A 16446-nucleotide genomic window follows, 5' to 3' on the forward strand; every position below is an offset into this window, starting at 1 on the left:
AGCCGATTCGGTAAGCACGTGAGACATTCCCGGACGCCTGCCAGCACGAGCGGTTTGAGCGACGGTGTGGTATCGGCGCGCGGAAAACAGAGCCAGGCATCCAAGGCTGCGCAAGAAGACATTGTTGACCAGCAGCATTCGTGCTGCCCATGAAATTTTCGAGTGAGCCGGTTAGGACGAGCATCCCGGACCGGCCGCGTCGCCTGTGATCGGTGTCACAGCGGCGGTATGCAATACGTCGGGCGGTGCCGTCGCGGGGCCCCCTCCTAGGAGGCTCGGCGGCCGGTCCAAAATTTCCGCGCCAGGGCGGCGCCGCCCACCGCTGCGGCGCCCAGCGCCGCCGTCGGAACCGCCGCCCGGGTGGCGCGGGTGCGCGAGTCCGGCGCGGGCCGGCCCGGGGGAGCCGCGGAGCCGATGTCAGCCGATGCGTTGGCCATGGCCATCAGTTGCCCCAGGTGCAGCGCGTTCGCCGATCCCGAATCGCTGATCTGGGTCTGGCAGGAGAATCCGTTGGCCACCACAAGCGCATCGCGATTTTTCCGGATGGCCGGCAACAGCGCCTGTTCGCCACATTCGAGCGAAAGCTGGTACTTGCCTTGCTCGAATCCCCAGGACCCGGCCAGCCCGCAGCACCCGCCGGAGACCGGTTGGACATCGATGCCCATCTGCCGCAGCACTTGCTGATCGGCGTCGACCCCGTCGGTGGCCCGCTGGTGGCAGTGACCCCACAGCAGCGCCCGCGCGCCGGCGACTTTGGGCACCTCGACGTCGAACTCGGTGAAGAACTGCGCGAAGTGATAGCTGTTGCGCGCCAACCGGTCCGCGTCGTCGTCGTTGGGCAGCAGTTTGGGAAGTTCGTCTTTGAAGACCGCCAGGCAGCTCGGCTCCATCCCGACGATCGGTGTGCCAGCACGGATTTCGCTGCGCAGCCGCCCGATGACATGCCGCAGGTAACGCTCGGCGATGTCGAGGAAGCCGTAGTCATACAGCGGGCGGCCGCAACAGATGTGGCCCATGGGCATCACGACCTGCCAGCCGGCCGCCTCAATGGCTTGCACGCAGGCCACCCCGACATCGGTGTGCAGCCGGTTGTTGAAGGTATCGGGAAACAGGATGACACGCGGACCCCCGGAGTTGACCACTGGTCGGGCGAAAAACCACTGTTGCAGCGTCATCGGCGCGAAGGTGGGCAGCGGCCGACGCCGGTCGATTCCGGCTATCGCCTTGGCAATTCGGGACAGGACCGGCGTTTGAGTGGCGAAGTTCGCCAACTCCGGCATGGCACTGGCCAACCTGGCGGCCTGATCGATAAACCCGAACGCGTAGGCATACCGAGGGCGCCAGCGTCGCAGCGACCGGAAATGATGGTAGAGGAATTCGGCCTTGTAGGTGGGAATGTCCACGTCGACCGGACAGTCGCTGGTGCAGCCCTTACACGCCAGGCACAGATCCAGTGCGTCGGCCACCTCGGCAGACTGCCATCCGTCGGTGATCACCTCGCCGCGCAGCATTTCGAACAGCAGCCGGGCCCGTCCGCGGGTAGAGTGCTTCTCTTCCCTGGTCACCTGATAACTGGGGCACATGGTGGTCTGCGCCTCGGGCACCCGGCACTTGCCGACCCCGACGCAGCGCAGCGCCGCATGCGAGAAATCGCCATGGTCCTCGGGGTAGGCGAACTTCACCTTGGGCCGCGGCGGGTTGTAGTCGGTGCCCAGCTTGAGGTTCTCGTCGAACCGATAGGGATCTATCACCTTGCCCGGGTTCATCTTCCACTCGGGATCCCAGATCAGTTTGAATTTTCGCATCGCTTCGAGCAGCCGCGGGCCGTACTGCTTGCCGAGCAGTTCGGCGCGCTGTTGCCCGTCACCGTGCTCGCCGGACATCGAGCCGCCGTAGGAGGCCACCAGATCGCCGGCGGCTTCCAGGAAATTGCGATAGGTCTGCAGCCCGTCCCGGTGGCGCAGGTCGAACTTCACCCGGGAGTGGATGCATCCCTGACCGAGGTGTCCATACATGGCGCCGCGCAGCTGGTACTTGGCGTACAGCTGTTGTAGATCGCGCACATAGTCGCCGACGCGCCGCCACGGTACCGCGGAGTCCTCCCAGCCCGGCCAGTGGTTGCCGCTGTCGATGGGAAAAGCGGTGGACCCCAGGCCGGCCTCGCGGATTGCCCAGAGCTCGGCGCTGTTGCCGCCGTCCTGCTTGCTGCGGGCCAGCACGATGCGGTCGTCATCGACCCGCTTTTTCTTCCTCAGCCACCGCACGAATTCTTCGGCGCGGTCCAGTGATTCGCCAGGATCGTCGGAGCCGAACTGCACCATCAGCCAGGCGCCGGTGGAGTCCGGACGCGGTAAGGCCGCGCGGCCGGCCGGGTTGGTGCCGGTCAATTCCTGATCATGCACCAGCAGATGGTCGACGGCCTCGAGGCCGATCGGTTTCCACTCCATCATCTCCGGCGCCATGTCGCCGGCCTCGCCGAGGGATTCGAAGTGGACCACGACCACGGTGCGGTGCGTCATGGCCGGGGTGAGCATCACCGTGGCGGTAAGCGCTACCGCACAGGTACTTTCGGTGCCGACCAGAGCGCGGGCAACGTTGAATCCCTTCTCGGGCAGCAACTCGTCGAGGTTGTAGCCGGAAACCCGCCGCGGCAGCTCGTCCACCGAGGGGAAGCCGTTGCGGATGTCGTCGGCGTACTCGTTACGCAAATCCCGTAGCGCCGCATAGATTTCGCCCTTGCGGCCGCCCGCGGCGATGATCGCGTCCAGATCCTTTTCCTCGTCGACGCCGACGGTGAACCGCGCGCCCTCGTAAGTGACGATGTCGAGCGCATAGGTGTTGTCCGACGTTCGCGGTCCCGGCCCGTAGAACTGCGATTGGATCGAGTGTACGCCGCACGAGTTGTTGCCGATGTTGCCGCCCAGCGTGCACCGCGAATGCGACGACGGGTCGGGGCCGAACACCAATCCGTATTCGCCGGTGGCCTTGTTGAGCTGCTCGTTGATCACTCCGGTCTGCGCGGTGGCCAGCCGGCACTGCGGGTCGATGTCGACGATGTCGGTGAGATATTTCGAAAAGTCGATCACCACAGCGACATTGACCGTCTCACCGGAAAGGCTCGTCCCGCCGCCGCGGCACAGCACCGGGGCGTGGTAGGCGTGACAGGCCCGGATCGTGTGCACGACGTCGTCGAGCGTCTTGGGGATCACCACACCGATCGGAACCTGACGGAAGTTCGACGCGTCGTTGGCGTACATCGCCAACGTGGCGGTGTCGAAGCGCACTTCGCCGCTGACATGGCGGCGTAGCTGGTTTTCCAGCCCGGTGACGTTGACCTTGTCGACGGTGGCCATTCCGGCCACGAAACGGCTGTCCGGCCGGGCCGGGATCGTCCGCTCCTGGTCGGCGCGAAGCAGGCTCATTCCTCCCCGTCCTCAGAGCTCCGCCCGCCAACGCTTTTGATCGACTCGGTGAACTCGTGCATTTTCTGCTTGGCGCCCTTCTTGGTGATGCTGACCCGGTCCGGGTCTTTCAGCACCGCCTTGGCGGTCTTTTTCGCCATCATCGTCTTGATGTGCGGCGGGACGGGTGGAATGTCCTTGTCGACGACCACCTCCAGCACCACCGGAGTGCTGGCCGCCAGCGCCCGGTCCCAGGCCTGGCCGATCTTGGCCGGGTCGTCGCAGCGAATCCCCGTCAGCCCCAGCAGGTTCGCGAACTCCGCGTAGGGCACGTCTGGAATATATTGGGATCCTTCGAATTTCGGCTCTCCGCCCATCGCCCGCTGCTCCCAGGTCACCTGATTGAGGTCTTCGTTGTTGAAGACGCAGAAGATCAGCGGGCCGTCGGAAAGCCGGTCCTTATAGCGCTTGACGGTGATCATCTCGGCCAGCCCGTTCATCTGGAACACGCCGTCACCGACCAGCGCGATCACCGGACGTCCGGGATGGGCCAGTTTGGCGCTGATCGCATACGGCGTGCCCGGTCCCATGGTGGCCAGATTGCCGGCCAGCGAAGCGGCCATGCCCGGGCGCAGCCGCAGGTGGCGGGCCCACCAGTTGGCGACCGAACCCGCGTCGGTGGTCAGGATCGCGTTGTCGGGCAACCGCTTCGACAGCTCGTGCACCACCAGCTCCGGGTTCAGCGGATCGGCCTTGTCGTGGGCCCGCTTGTCCAGCACCGCCCACCACTGTTTGACCTCTTTTTCGATCTTGTCTTGCCACGACCTGTCGTCCTTGCGTTGCAGCAGCGGAATCAGCTCGCGCAGCGTGTTTTTGGAGTCCCCGACCAGGTTGGCCTCCATCGGGTAACGGGTTCCGATCATCCGGCCGTCGATATTGATCTCGACGCCGCGGCATTGCCCCTCCTTGGGTAACCATTCCGCGTAGGGGAAGCTGGTGCCGATGAAGAACAGGGTGTCGGCGTCCGACATCATGGCCTGGCTGGCGGTGGAACCCAACAGCCCGATCGGGCCGGTGACATAGGGCAGGTCGTCGGGGAGCACGGCACGGCCCAGCGAACTCTTGGCCACCCCGGCGCCGAGCAATTCCGCCGCCTGCACGACCTCGTCGGCGGCCTCGGCCGCACCCTGCCCGACGACGATCGCCACCTTGTGCCCGGCGTTGAGGATCTGCGCCGCCTTCTCGAGTTCGGACTTCGGCGGAATCACCCGGGGCTTGGTCCAGCCGATGCTGCTGAACACCGCGCCGTGCATCCGCGGCGGCGAGGGCACCGCGTCGGATTCACCCACATCCTCGGGCAGGATGATGGTCGCCACCGTCCGGTTGTTCAGCGCCACCTTGCATGCTCGATCCACCAGATGCCGCGCCTGTTCGGGTGCCATGCAGGTCTGGACGAAGTCCGAGGAGACGTCCTTGTACAGCGAATTCGGGTCGATCTCCTGCTGGAACGCCGCGCCGAGTGACATCCGCTTCTGCTGACCGACGATGGCGACCACCGGATAGTGGTCGAGCTTGGCGTCGTAGAGGCCGTTGAGCAGATGGATGGCCCCGCCGCCGGAGGTGGCCAGGCAGCAGCCGATCTCGCCGGTGAACTTGGCGTGCGCCGTGGCCATGAAGGCGGCCATCTCCTCGTGGCGCGGCTGGATCAGTTCCGGGTCGCCGCCGGCCCGGTCCAAAGCGCCGAGCATCGATAAGATCCCGTCGCCGGGGTATCCGAAGATTCGGTGAATTCCCCACTGTCGCAGGCGATCAACGATAAAGTCGGCGGTCTTGGGCATGGTGCTCCTCCGGTTCGGCAACTACGCGGGTGGACCACCGGATCGTCACCGCCGACCGGTCGGGGAACTTGCAGCGGCGACGATTGCCGGTGGTCACAATGTGGGTCTACCCGTCGCTTCGCGAGTCAAACGGCCCAGATGGCCGAGTTATCCGGTCCCGGTGCCGACGCATGGCCCGTACCCGTCGGTCAGCCGATGCGCCGCTTCGAACAACAGCGCATGGACGAAGGCCTGGGGCAGGTTGCCGCGCAGTTGGCGCTGACCGATGTCGAATTCCTCGGTGAACAGGCCGGGCGGACCGCAGGCGGTGCGGTTTCGTTCGAACCAGCGCACGGCCGCCAGGTTGTTGCCCTGCTGATGATCGGCCAGCGCCATCAGGAATCCGCAGAGCAGAAAGGCGCCCTCGGCTTCGCCGAGTGGTTGCTCGCCCGGTTGGAACCGGTACACGAACCCGTGCCGGCCGAGGTCGGTGCGTACCGCCTCCACAGTGGCGACGCTTCGCGGATCGGTCGCCGGGATCGCGCCGCGAATCGACGGTATCAGCAGCGCCGCATCGATTCGCGGATCATCCGGCGCCCGTTGCCAGCGTCCGTAGCGGTGCAAGCAATCGGAATTGGTATCGGCGACAAGCTGATCGGCCAGACGCTGCCATTGCGAGCCCTGCCGCGGCGGCGCCACCTCGCTGATACGCCGCAGCCCCGCCGCACACGTCAGCCGGGAATGAGCCCAACGCCGGTCGTCAATCTCCCATATTCCGGCGTCGGGTTCGCGCCAGCGCCTTTCGATGGACTCCACCAGGGTCTGCACGGCGCGCCAATGCCCGGTGTCCAGCCGATCGAGGCGCCCGGCGGCGGCCAGCAACAGCAGCGCCTCACCGAATGCGTCCAGCTGGAATTGGTCGGTCACCCAATTGCCGGTCTTGACGGTGCCGCCGGGGTAGCCCGGCAGATCCAGGTCCTGTTCTTCGGGCACCAGGTCGCCGGTGATGCAGTAGGCCGGCTTGAGGCCGGGACCGTCGGCCAGGACGCGTTCGCTGACGAACCCGACGGCGTCGTCGATCAACGGGTGGGCTCCGGCGGCGGCGACAGCTTGTCCGGCGTAGCACTGGTCGCGGATCCAGCAATAGCGGTAGTCGTAGTTGCGGCCCTGCTCGGCCCGTTCCGGCAGCGACATGGTGGCCGCGGCCACCATGCCCCCGCCGCTGCTGGTCATTCCGCGCAACACCGCGTAGGCGGTCTGCGCGTCGGCGTCGGCCAACGAGCCCGATATGGTCGGAACCGCTGCCGCCCAAGCACTTTCGGTGTCCCGCCAAGCGTCGTTGGGCCGGGCGGCGGCGGTGGGCAGTTGCTGATCGGACAGCTCGAGGACCAGGTCGTGATCGCGTCCGGGAACCACCTCGATCACCGCCTGCAGCGGGCCGTCGCCGCTTCGGGTGGCATCGCCGGCCCCGGTCCAGCGGAACCGGTGCGGCCCCGAGCGCCCGGTCCACACCCCGTCGCGGCAGCGCAACCCCGACATCGGCGTGGCGCCGAAGCCGGCGCGCACGTCGAGCGCGACCCGCATCCGCGCCGGCCGGTCCAGGGCGCGGATGCGGCGCAACACCACCGCCGTGCGCGGGTCCCCGGGGAACGCCAGCGCCTCCCGGCACTCGACGATCCCGTCGGTGGTCACCCAGCGCGACCGCCAGATCAGTGACCCCTGCTCGTATCGTCCGCCCCACACGAACCGCGGATGATCCGGCGAGACGGCGTACACCCCGTTGCCGCCCAGCAGCGAGCCGAACACCGCCGGGCTGTCCCACCGCGGCAGGCACATCCAGCAGCAGTCCCCTCGCGGTCCGATGATGATTCCGCGTTCCCCGTCGGCGAGCAGCGCGTATTCGCGCAACACATGCGGCGACAGCAGTTCGGCCACCGGTGGTCTGTCGTCCACGCGAAGCGGCATACCCCGTTTGGGTTGCGGGTAGTCACCCGGGCATGACATTGCGCGCGGGTGAACCCATCCCAGTCGAATCCGTCGAGGCCTCCGCCTACACGATTCCCACCGACGCCCCGGAGTCCGATGGCACCCTGGCCTGGGACTCGACCACTTTCGTCCTGGTGAGTGTGCGGGCCGGCGGCCAGGTGGGCACCGGTTACACCTACGGCGGCACCGCGGTGGCGACGGCGGTGGGCGCCAAGCTCGCCGACGTCGTGACCGGTGCCGACGCCTTGCAGCCGCCGGCCAGGTGGGCGCAGATGCAGCATGCGGTGCGTAACCTGGGCAAGCCGGGCGTGGTGGCCTGTGCGATCTCGGCGGTCGACATCGCCCTGTGGGACTTACGGGCGCGGTTGCTCGACGAACCGCTGGTTGTCGCGCTCGGCGCGGTCCACGACGCCACCCCGGTTTACGGCAGCGGCGGCTTCACTTCTTACGACAACGACACGCTGCGCGCACAGCTGTGCGGGTGGGTCGAGGCCGGCATTCCGCGGATCAAGATGAAGGTGGGTAGCGACCCGGATGCCGACCTGGGCCGGGTGGCGGCGGCCCGGTCGGCCATCGGCGACGACGCCGAACTGTTCGTCGACGCCAACGGCGCCTACCACCGCAAACAAGCGCTGCTGTGGGCGCGGCGCTTCGCCGACTACGACGTGCGGTGGTTCGAAGAGCCGGTCAGCTCCGACGATCTCGACGGCCTGCGCCGGCTGTGCGAGCACGGACCGGCCGGCATGGACATCGCCGCCGGCGAATACGGCTATCAGCTCCCGTATTTCCACCAGATGCTGGCTGCGGGCGCAGTGGACTGCCTACAGGCCGACGTCACCCGCGCCCTCGGCATCACCGGTGTCCTCAAGGTCGCCGCGCTGTGCGACGCGCGCGGCATGGACCTCTCGCTGCACTGCGCCCCACAGATCAGCGCCCACGTCGGCACCGCCGTGTGGCACCTGCGCCACTTGGAGTACTTCCACGACCATGTGCGCATCGAGGGACTGGCGTTCGACGGCACCATCGACCCCGAACCCGACGGTCTACTGCGTCCGGACCGCGGCGCGCCCGGGCACGGCTTGACGGTCAAACACGCCGATCTGGAGGACTATCGGGTCGCGTGACGTCGCGCCGCGCTGGCCGCCGAGCGTGACGTCACTGCGAAAATTCCGCGCGAAACTCGCAGTGACGTCACGCTGGGCGCGTCCCTCGCGTGGTGTAGAGGTGATGCCAGCCCAGCCCCGCCCAGACTGCCGCGACGAGCCCGTCGGCGACACCGCCACGGATTCGGCGACGGTCGAGCGCGGCCAGCCCGAATGCGGTCAGCGAGTGCACCGTGTCGACCCACACGCCGGCCGCCAGCATCACCGGGCTGGGATCCAGACCCGACGCCAGTGCCTGCACCAGGTGACGTGCCCCCAGCACCCGGGTGACGACGACTGCTTTCCGATCGACGTGAACCCCGTGAATCCGGTTCAGCACCACAGTGGGGGCGGTGAGCAGCACGGCGCCCCACCCGGCGCGCAGCAGCTCGATGCGGCGAACTTTCATGTGCTCCCAGTTACCCGGCGCGCGAACGTTCCAACCCGCGCGACGAACCGGTCGAAGAACACCCCCGGGTCGACGTCGATGCCGACCTGCGCGTTGGGTGCTCGCTTTCCCGACCAGTCGGGCACCGCTCTGCCGCGGGCCGGGGTTTCGGTCACGTCGACGTCGACAGTGGCGCGCCGGGTGGTGACCAGTTCGGGATCCAGGGCGATCGCGGCGGCCAGCGGATCGTGCAGGTACGCCAGATACCCGCATCCGCGGTCCCGGTGAGACTCGAAGTAGAACCGCATGGTGTCCTCGATGAACCGGGTCAACGGAACCGACCGGCCGCAGGCTGCCGTCAGCCGGGCCAGGATTTGCGGCGTCATCGCCACCTGCCGGGTGAGGTCCACGCTGCAGAGGATCGGAAGCGCTTGCGGCTCAACGGCTTCAGCGGACCATGCGGCCAACACCTGGGCTGCTGCCTCGGGGTCTGCCTTGATGTTCCACTCGGCGGCCGTCTCGCCTTCGAAAGCGCCGCCCATGATCACCAGCCGGCGCAACAGTTTCGGCAGCTGCGGTGCGGCGCGCAGCGCCAGCGCCAGGTTGGTCAGCGGGCCGGTGACCAGTCCGATCAGGTCCCCGCGATGGTTGTGCGCTGCGTGCACCCACGCCGTCGCGGCATCGTGACCGGTGGCCCCGCGATCGGTGGCCGGCAGTTCGGCATAGCCTAAACCCTTGGGGCCGTGGATGTTTCCACGGCTTGGATGGTCGGCGCCTTTGGACACCGGTATGTGGGGGGCGCGGCACAATTCGAGCAAGCCCAGGTTGTTGGCGCACACCTGGTCCACACCGACGTTGCCGCCGGTCGATGCGATACCGACCAGATCCGCGTCGGCGCTGGCCAGCACATAGATCAAGGCGAGCGCGTCGTCGATGCCGGTGTCGACGTCGGCGAAAACCGCGCTCACCGCGGTAAGGATACGCCCGATTAGGCTGACCCAATGCCCGATGATCTGAAACCACACTTCGAGGATGTGCAGGCGCATTACGACCTGTCCGACGACTTCTTCCGGCTGTTCCTCGACCCGACCCAGACCTACAGCTGCGCGTATTTCGAGCGCGACGACATGACACTGGAAGAGGCGCAGATCGCCAAGATCGACTTGGCGCTAGGCAAGCTTGGATTACAGCCGGGCATGACATTGCTCGACGTTGGCTGCGGTTGGGGCGCCACCATGATGCGCGCGGTGCACACCTACGACGTCAACGTTGTCGGTCTCACCCTGAGCCGCAACCAGGCCCGCCATGTCGAGCAATTGATCGCCACCTCGGAAAGCCCGCGCATCCAGCGGGTATTGCTGCAGGGCTGGGAGCAGTTCGACGAGCCCGTGGACCGGATCGTCAGCATCGGCGCCTTCGAGCATTTCGGGCATGAGCGCTACGACGCGTTCTTCGCGCTGGCGCACCGGCTGTTACCCGATGACGGCATCATGCTGCTGCACACCATCACCGGGCTGCACCCGAAAGAAATACACGAACGCGGCCTGCCGATGTCGTTCACCTTCGCCCGGTTCCTCAAATTCATTGTCACCGAGATCTTTCCGGGCGGGCGGCTGCCGTCGATCCCAATGGTCCAAGAACGCGCCACCGCAAACGGTTTCACCGTCACCCGGGTTCAGTCGTTACAGCCGCACTACGCGAAAACCCTCGACATCTGGTCGGCGGCATTGCAGGCCCACCAAGACCAGGCCATTGCCCTGCAATCGCGGGAAGTCTACGAGCGATACCTGAAGTATCTGACCGGCTGCGCCGAAATGTTCCGCATCGGGTACATCGACGTCAACCAATTTACCTGTGCGATGTGACATCCGCTGCTACCGCGATCCGGCGCCGTTGAAGCCGCCGAACCGTCGGTCTACCAATGCAGGCCGGGCACCAACCGTGCCAGCTGCCGGACCGGCCGGGGTGTCCGGATGCCGCCGGTGACGGCACGCGCCGGGCGCTTCGGCATACGTCTCGGGGGCATCGCCGGGGCGGACGGCAGTCCTTGAGCCGCAGCCGAATCGGGGTAGCCCAGGTACAGCTGGTGCAGAATGCGCCGCGAAACCTTGGGCGCGAAGTGGTTGCCGGCCTCGGCCAGCGTGCCCAGCGGGGTGTCGATCCGCGCCGGCTTCTCGATCAGCGCGCGCACCACCATGGCCGCCGCATGCTCAGCGCTGATCGCCCGCATCGGGTTGAGCCGCTGTGACGGGGTGATCATGGGTGTGGCCACCAGCGGCATGTGGATGTTGGTGAAGGTGATGTGGTCGGAGAGCGTCTCGGAGGCGACCACGTCGGCGAACGCGTCCAGCGCCGCCTTGCTGGGCAGATACGAGCTGTACTTCGGGTTGCGGGCCTGCACCCCGGCGCTGGAGACGTTGACCACGTGACCGAACCGGCGCTCGCGCCAGTGGGGCAGCAGCGCCAGCACCATCCGCACCGCGCCGAAGTAGTTGACCGCCATGACCCGTTCGTAGTCGTGGAGGCGGTCGGTGGAGTTGACCACCGAGCGGCGAATCGACCGGCCGGCGTTGTTCACCAGATAGTCGACATGGCCGAAGCGGCCCAGGATGTCTTTGACGGTGTGCTCCACCGACGTCGAGTCGGTGACATCGCAGGTGAAGGCGTGCGCCTGCCCGCCGCTTGCCCGGATCTCGGCCACCAGCCGGTCCAGCGCGTCGGCGTTGCGGGCCAGCGCGAACACCGTTGCGCCGCGCTGCGCGACGGCGATGGCCGACGCCCGCCCGATGCCGCTGGAGGCCCCGGTGATGACGACGTGCCGGCCATGCAGCGGTCCTCGTGGATCGTCGCGGCGGGCGCGATCGGGATCGAGGTGCTGCGCCCAGTACCGCCACAGCCGGGGTGCATACGCCGCGAACTCGGGAACTTCGATCCCGGTGCCGTGCAACGCCTTCCGGGTTTCGTCGGCGGCGAAGGTGGGCTGGAGGTCGACCAGGCCGAAGATTTCGGCGGGGATGCCGAGCTGGGCGGCGGCCATGTTGCGCAGCACCTTGGCCCGCCCGCGCACCTTCAGCACCGGGGCGGCCACCGAGCGGGGCAGTGTCCCGCGTAGCGGCGGCAGCCCGGCCGCCGGGGCTACGCCGCGGTAAATGCCGCGCAGGCCAATGGTTTTCGGTGCGGTGAGGTGAAACGTCCGACCATCGAGACCGTCGGCGTGCATCAGCGCCACCAGCGCGTCTACGACATAGTCGACCGGGACGATGTTGGTGCGTCCGTTGTCGGGCAACAGGATCGGGGTCAGCGTGGGCAGTAGCGCCAACTTGGCCAGCACCCCGAAGAAGTAGTACGGCCCGTCGACCTTGTCCATCTCGCCGGTGCGCGAATCGCCCACCACCACCGCCGGGCGGTAGATGCGGTAGCGCAGCCCGGGCGCCGAGCGCACCAGCTGCTCGGCTTCGAACTTCGTTCGGTGATACGGCGTGGGCAGCGGTTGGCCGACGTCGAAGTCGTCCTCGGTGTACTCGCCGGCGAAGTCGCCGGCCACCGCGATCGACGACATGTGGTGGAAGGTGGCGTCCAGCCGTCGCGCCAATTCGCTGACGGCCCGGGTGCCCGCCACGTTGGTGGCGCGCTGCTCGGGCTCGCCCGCGGTGATGGCGGTGCGGTGGCCGATCGCCGCGCAGTGCACGACATGGTCCACCCGGCCCAGCTCGTCGAGCGTCTCATCGCTCAGCGCGAGTTCCGGAAGCTCGCCGACCAGCGGCTTGACCCGCTCACTCCAGTCGGCCGCCAGGCGCTCGAAACGTCCCAGCGACTGACGGCGGACCAGCACCCACACCTGCGCGTCGGGCCGGGTATCGAGCAGCCGGGAGATGACCCGGCGACCAATAAACCCGGTACCGCCGGTAACGACATATCGCATGCAGCCCATCGTGGCGGCTGGCGGCAGCACCCGTCAACCGGTCAGGTGAAGTTGCGGATGCCATCCCAGTCCACCAGCTTCCAGCCGTCGATCGGGTTGCCGGTGACCACGACCCGACCGATGTTGGGCAGCGGATGGTTGTTCAACAGGTTGAGCTTGGGGTTCTTCACGTTCATCAGCGTCCACACCATGATCGCCGTGCCCTGGGAGAACACCACCGGCTTGTTGTGGCCGCTGTCGTAGATCTTGCGAATGGCACTGCTGAACCGGCTGTTGAATTGGTCGCCGGTGATCGACCCCGGGATGCAGTGCGTGGCATCGCCGTTGATCCAACCCGTAGGCGCCAGCAGATACGTCGAGTTGGCCCTTGATTCGGGTTCGCCGTTGTACCAGCCGGCATTGATGGACTGCAGATCGTCGATGATCTCGACCTGCTTGCCCATCTCGCTTGCCAACGGTGCGGCGGTCTGCTGGGCTTCGGCCATCGGCGAGGAGTAGATGCTGTCGAATTCGTTGTGCGCGACCTGATGGGCGAGCTGCTGGGCTTGTCCCTTGCCGTCGGCAGTGAGCCCGGTGCCGGGTATCTCGGTGTTGATCACTCCGTCGGCGTTGGCCTGCGATTGCGCGTTGCGGATGAAGGTCACGGTGATGTTGCGGGCCTGCGTGCCGCCGCCGCCGCAGGCGCCGACGATCATGACCGAGGCGAGCACAGCTAGGACGTGGGAGGTTTTCCAGGTCATCTTCCAGATCATGGTGCGCTTGGCCATGGCGATAGCCTGCCCTGCCGATGCCGTCGCTGGGAAGGGTTTGCGATGGTTGAGTGCGGAAAAGCTTCGATTTGGAATCGAGAGGAGACTCGCATGGCCATTGACCCCGGCGCCGTCGGTGCGGTGACCGAGCCGATGTTGTTCGAATGGACCGACCGGGAAACGTTGCTCTACGCACTCGGAGTGGGTGCCGGGACCGAGGACCTGTCGTTCACGACGGAGAACAGCCACGGTATTGCCCAGCAGGTGCTGCCGACCTACGCGGTGATCTGCTGCCCGGCCTTCGGGGCGGCGGGCAAGGTGGGAAAGTTCAACTGGGCCAAGCTGTTACACGGCTCGCAGACCGTGCGGCTGCATGCGCCGCTGCCGCCGGCCGGAAAGTTGTCGGTGGTCTCCGAAGTGGCCGACATCCAGGACAAGGGCGAAGGTAAGAACGCCATCATCATGCTGCGCGGCCGCGGGAGCGACCCGGACAGCGGCGCGCTGATCGCCGAAACACTGACCACCCTGGTGATCCGCGGCGAAGGCGGCTTCGGGGGGGAGCCGGGTCAGCGGCCGGCCGCCCCGGAATTCCCCGACCGCGAGCCCGACGCCCGGGTCGCCCTGCCCACGCGTGAGGATCAAGCGTTGATCTACCGGCTCTCCGGCGACCGCAACCCGTTGCACAGCGACCCGTGGTTCGCGCGGGAGATGGCCGGCTTTCCCAAACCAATCCTGCACGGGCTGTGCACCTACGGCGTGTCCGGACGCGCGCTGGTCGCCGAGCTCGGCGGCGGCGTGGCCGCCAACATCACGTCGATCGCGGCGCGGTTCAGCTCGCCGGTGTTCCCCGGCGAGACGCTGACCACGCTGATCTGGCGCACCGAGCCGGGCAAGGCGGTGTATCGAACCGAGGCGTCCGGGCTGGCCGGTTCCGAGGCGCGAGTGGTCCTCGACGACGGCGCGGTGGAATACGTGGCGTAGTTGTCGCGCCCGTATGTTCGTCGGGGCTGGCGTGCCAGCTCATCGCTGGCGTGGCTGAGGCTCGCCCCACGTGTGCTCATGGCGGTCTTTGGGCCGCGGATTCATACGGTCAGTGCGTTGGCCACGCTGGTGCGCGGTGCCGGTGACTGCGCGCCGGACGCCGCGGACATTGATGCCACGGTTTGCGGAGCGCCGTCCCTGTCGTGACTTGGGTAACGCGAGCTGGGCGGCACTCGGTCGTGAAACGCGATATCGCCGCCGATATCAACAGGTTTGGGCCTTCGCGCCGATCAGAACGTGTCGGTGCCCCCTCGTAGAATCCGGGGTATGTCAGCGAGCACGCGTGAGGAGATCGTGGCGGTCCTCGATGCGTCTGACGACTCCCAGGACCAGTTGTGCGAGTTGACGTTTGATGCGCTGACGACCCCGGAGCTGCTGCGGGTGATGGAGCGCCTGGAACGCCGGGAAACGCTGATCAATCAACTGCGCGCCCGGGCCAGCGAGGAAGACCTTGGCGGCAAACTCCCCGCGGCATTGGCCGAGCGGCTGCGCATCACCAAAGGCGAAGCCAACCGCTGGATCGCCGAGGCCGAGGACCTCGGAGAGCGTCGCGCCCTGACCGGGGAACCACTGCCGCCCAAGCTGACGGCGACAGCCGCCGCCCAACGCGACGGGATGATCGGGGACGCGCACATCCGGGTGATCCGTGACTTTGTCTCCCACCTGCCCGCCGCGGTGGACCCCGGCACCTTCGTGGCCGCCGAGAAAGATCTGGCCGGCAAGGCGTGTGACTTCCGCCCCGACCAGGTGGCCAAGTACGCCCATGAGTTGATGGCGTTGCTGCACCCCGATGGCGACTACTGCGATGAGGAACGCGCCCGCAAACGCGGCCTCATCCTCGGTCGACAGGAATACGACGGTATGTCGCGCCTCAGCGGCCTGATCACCCCCGAACTACGGGCGTTGCTCGAAGCCGCCTGGGCCAAACTGGCCGCGCCCGGCGCGTGCCATCCCGAGGACGACACCCCAGTCTCGGAGCCCGACCCGGGCCGCCGCGACACCCGCAGCCAACCCCAACGCCAGCACGACGCGCTGATCGCCGGCCTGCGCGCGCTGTTGGCCTCCGGGGACCTGGGCAGCCACAACGGGCTGCCGGTGTCCATCGTCGTCACCACCACGCTGAAGGATCTGGAAGCCGCCGCCGGGCGGGCCCGCACCGGCGGGGGCACCCGGGTACCCATGTCGCAGCTGATCCGCTGGGCCGCCACGTCGCATCACTATCTCGCGGTGTTCGACCAGGCCAAGCCCTTGGCGCTGTTTCACACCAAACGGTTCGCCTCGCTGGCGCAGCGACTGATGCTGCTGGCCCAGCACGGTGGCTGCACGAAGCCGGGTTGCGACGCCCCGGCCTATCACAGCCAAGCGCATCACGTTTCGGGCTGGCGCAACACCCACTGCACCGACATCAACGACCTGACTCCGCCTTTTGGGGGCCTTTGGCCCCAGACAATCGTCTCGCCGAAAAAGGTTGGACGACTCGCAAGAATGCAAAAGGTGACACCGAATGGCTCCCGCCGGCCCACCTCGATCACGGCCAACCGCGGGTCAACACCTTCCATCATCCCGAGAAACTCTTCGCGCCCGACGACGACGAACCCGATTGACGGGGTCGGTCAGCCTTCGGGCACCTCCCGCGACGAATCCGCATGCGCACAACGACTTCGAGCCAGCCCGGCGGGCATTGGTGTGTGCGATCCCCGCACGCGCCCACCCCATGCTCTGCTCGACCGCCGGCAGGGCGCCGCAGCGCGTGCTCGTCGGGACCAGCCTGACCCCCGACGAACTTTCGGGCGCGACCACTCAGCCGGCCCTGGTGTTTGATAGGCGAAAGTGCCCGTCCCGCTGGCTATCTGCTACGGCTGCCGGCTTTGAGCGGGTACATCGCGGCGGCGTCGCCTGATGCCGTGACATCAGGTGGGGAAACGCCCTGGGCTGGACCCAGTGTGGTGGATAGGTAACCGCGCCGCCCCAGATCGGGTACTCCTTGCCGGCAGACGCAG

At 67.1% G+C, this 16446-nt stretch carries 10 protein-coding genes and 1 pseudogene; 4 read left to right on the forward strand and 7 right to left on the reverse strand.

Annotated features, from left to right (window positions below; translation table 11 throughout):
- Positions 1–266: 266 nt before the first annotated feature.
- The 3 genes from B4U45_RS19755 to B4U45_RS19765 all read right to left on the reverse strand — a co-directional run bounded on the left by B4U45_RS19755 (position 267) and on the right by B4U45_RS19765 (position 7183).
- Positions 267–3422, reverse strand: a complete 3156-nt coding sequence (locus B4U45_RS19755) for an FAD-binding and (Fe-S)-binding domain-containing protein (protein WP_075547137.1) — start codon at positions 3420–3422, stop codon at positions 267–269.
- The gene (locus B4U45_RS19760; RefSeq protein ID WP_075547138.1) at positions 3419–5239 is read right to left on the reverse strand and encodes a thiamine pyrophosphate-requiring protein; all 1821 of its coding nucleotides are present in this window, start codon (positions 5237–5239) and stop codon (positions 3419–3421) included. The genes B4U45_RS19755 and B4U45_RS19760 overlap by 4 nt, the downstream gene beginning before the upstream one ends.
- Positions 5240–5386: 147 nt before the next feature.
- Positions 5387–7183, reverse strand: a complete 1797-nt coding sequence (locus B4U45_RS19765; RefSeq protein ID WP_122510403.1) for a glycoside hydrolase family 15 protein — start codon at positions 7181–7183, stop codon at positions 5387–5389.
- Positions 7184–7215: 32 nt separating this feature from the next.
- On the opposite strand from B4U45_RS19765, the gene B4U45_RS19770 reads away from it, so the two are divergent.
- On the forward strand, positions 7216–8328 hold the full coding sequence (locus B4U45_RS19770; RefSeq protein WP_075547139.1) for an enolase C-terminal domain-like protein: 1113 nt from the start codon (positions 7216–7218) through the stop codon (positions 8326–8328).
- Positions 8329–8395: 67 nt separating this feature from the next.
- Here the strand turns inward: B4U45_RS19770 and B4U45_RS19775 are convergent, their stop codons facing one another.
- Both B4U45_RS19775 and B4U45_RS19780 read right to left on the reverse strand, forming a co-directional pair.
- Complete coding sequence (locus B4U45_RS19775) at positions 8396–8755, reverse strand: hypothetical protein (protein WP_240316579.1); 360 nt, start codon at positions 8753–8755, stop codon at positions 8396–8398.
- Complete coding sequence (locus tag B4U45_RS19780; RefSeq protein ID WP_075547140.1) at positions 8752–9702, reverse strand: nucleoside hydrolase; 951 nt, start codon at positions 9700–9702, stop codon at positions 8752–8754. The genes B4U45_RS19775 and B4U45_RS19780 overlap by 4 nt, the downstream gene beginning before the upstream one ends.
- Positions 9703–9735: 33 nt before the next feature.
- Between B4U45_RS19780 and cmaA1 the strand changes: the two genes are divergently transcribed.
- The gene (gene cmaA1, locus B4U45_RS19785) at positions 9736–10599 is read left to right on the forward strand and encodes a cyclopropane mycolic acid synthase CmaA1 (RefSeq protein WP_075547141.1); all 864 of its coding nucleotides are present in this window, start codon (positions 9736–9738) and stop codon (positions 10597–10599) included.
- A 50-nt stretch (positions 10600–10649) separates the two neighbouring features.
- Here the strand turns inward: cmaA1 and B4U45_RS19790 are convergent, their stop codons facing one another.
- A complete protein-coding gene (locus tag B4U45_RS19790) occupies positions 10650–12656 on the reverse strand; it encodes an SDR family oxidoreductase (RefSeq protein WP_075547142.1) in 2007 nt (668 codons plus the stop codon).
- A gap of 41 nt (positions 12657–12697) precedes the next feature.
- Positions 12698–13423, reverse strand: a complete 726-nt coding sequence (locus B4U45_RS19795) for a histidine phosphatase family protein (protein ID WP_075547143.1) — start codon at positions 13421–13423, stop codon at positions 12698–12700.
- A 93-nt stretch (positions 13424–13516) separates the two neighbouring features.
- Here B4U45_RS19795 and B4U45_RS19800 point away from each other — a divergent pair, with 93 nt between their 5' ends.
- Both B4U45_RS19800 and B4U45_RS19805 read left to right on the forward strand, forming a co-directional pair.
- Positions 13517–14386: a MaoC family dehydratase gene (locus B4U45_RS19800; protein WP_075547144.1), complete on the forward strand. Its 870-nt coding sequence runs from the start codon at positions 13517–13519 to the stop codon at positions 14384–14386.
- 327 nt (positions 14387–14713) lie between these two features.
- Positions 14714–16050 (forward strand): annotated as a pseudogene (locus tag B4U45_RS19805) (HNH endonuclease signature motif containing protein).
- Positions 16051–16446: the final 396 nt, after the last annotated feature.

Origin of the sequence: Mycobacterium persicum (genome assembly GCF_002086915.1) — a bacterium.
Lineage (GTDB): Bacteria > Actinomycetota > Actinomycetes > Mycobacteriales > Mycobacteriaceae > Mycobacterium > Mycobacterium persicum.

What these genes read in the sequence shown, in the direction of transcription:
- B4U45_RS19775 (WP_240316579.1), bottom strand. Translation starts at nt 8,755, where the DNA reads ATGAAAGTTCGCCGCATCGAGCTGCTGCGCGCCGGGTGGGGCGCCGTG.
- B4U45_RS19770 (WP_075547139.1), top strand. Translation starts at nt 7,216, where the DNA reads ATGACATTGCGCGCGGGTGAACCCATCCCAGTCGAATCCGTCGAGGCC.
- B4U45_RS19760 (WP_075547138.1), bottom strand. Translation starts at nt 5,239, where the DNA reads ATGCCCAAGACCGCCGACTTTATCGTTGATCGCCTGCGACAGTGGGGA.
- B4U45_RS19755 (WP_075547137.1), bottom strand. Translation starts at nt 3,422, where the DNA reads ATGAGCCTGCTTCGCGCCGACCAGGAGCGGACGATCCCGGCCCGGCCG.
- B4U45_RS19765 (WP_122510403.1), bottom strand. Translation starts at nt 7,183, where the DNA reads ATGCCGCTTCGCGTGGACGACAGACCACCGGTGGCCGAACTGCTGTCG.
- B4U45_RS19800 (WP_075547144.1), top strand. Translation starts at nt 13,517, where the DNA reads ATGGCCATTGACCCCGGCGCCGTCGGTGCGGTGACCGAGCCGATGTTG.
- B4U45_RS19795 (WP_075547143.1), bottom strand. Translation starts at nt 13,423, where the DNA reads ATGGCCAAGCGCACCATGATCTGGAAGATGACCTGGAAAACCTCCCAC.
- cmaA1 (WP_075547141.1), top strand. Translation starts at nt 9,736, where the DNA reads ATGCCCGATGATCTGAAACCACACTTCGAGGATGTGCAGGCGCATTAC.
- B4U45_RS19790 (WP_075547142.1), bottom strand. Translation starts at nt 12,656, where the DNA reads ATGCGATATGTCGTTACCGGCGGTACCGGGTTTATTGGTCGCCGGGTC.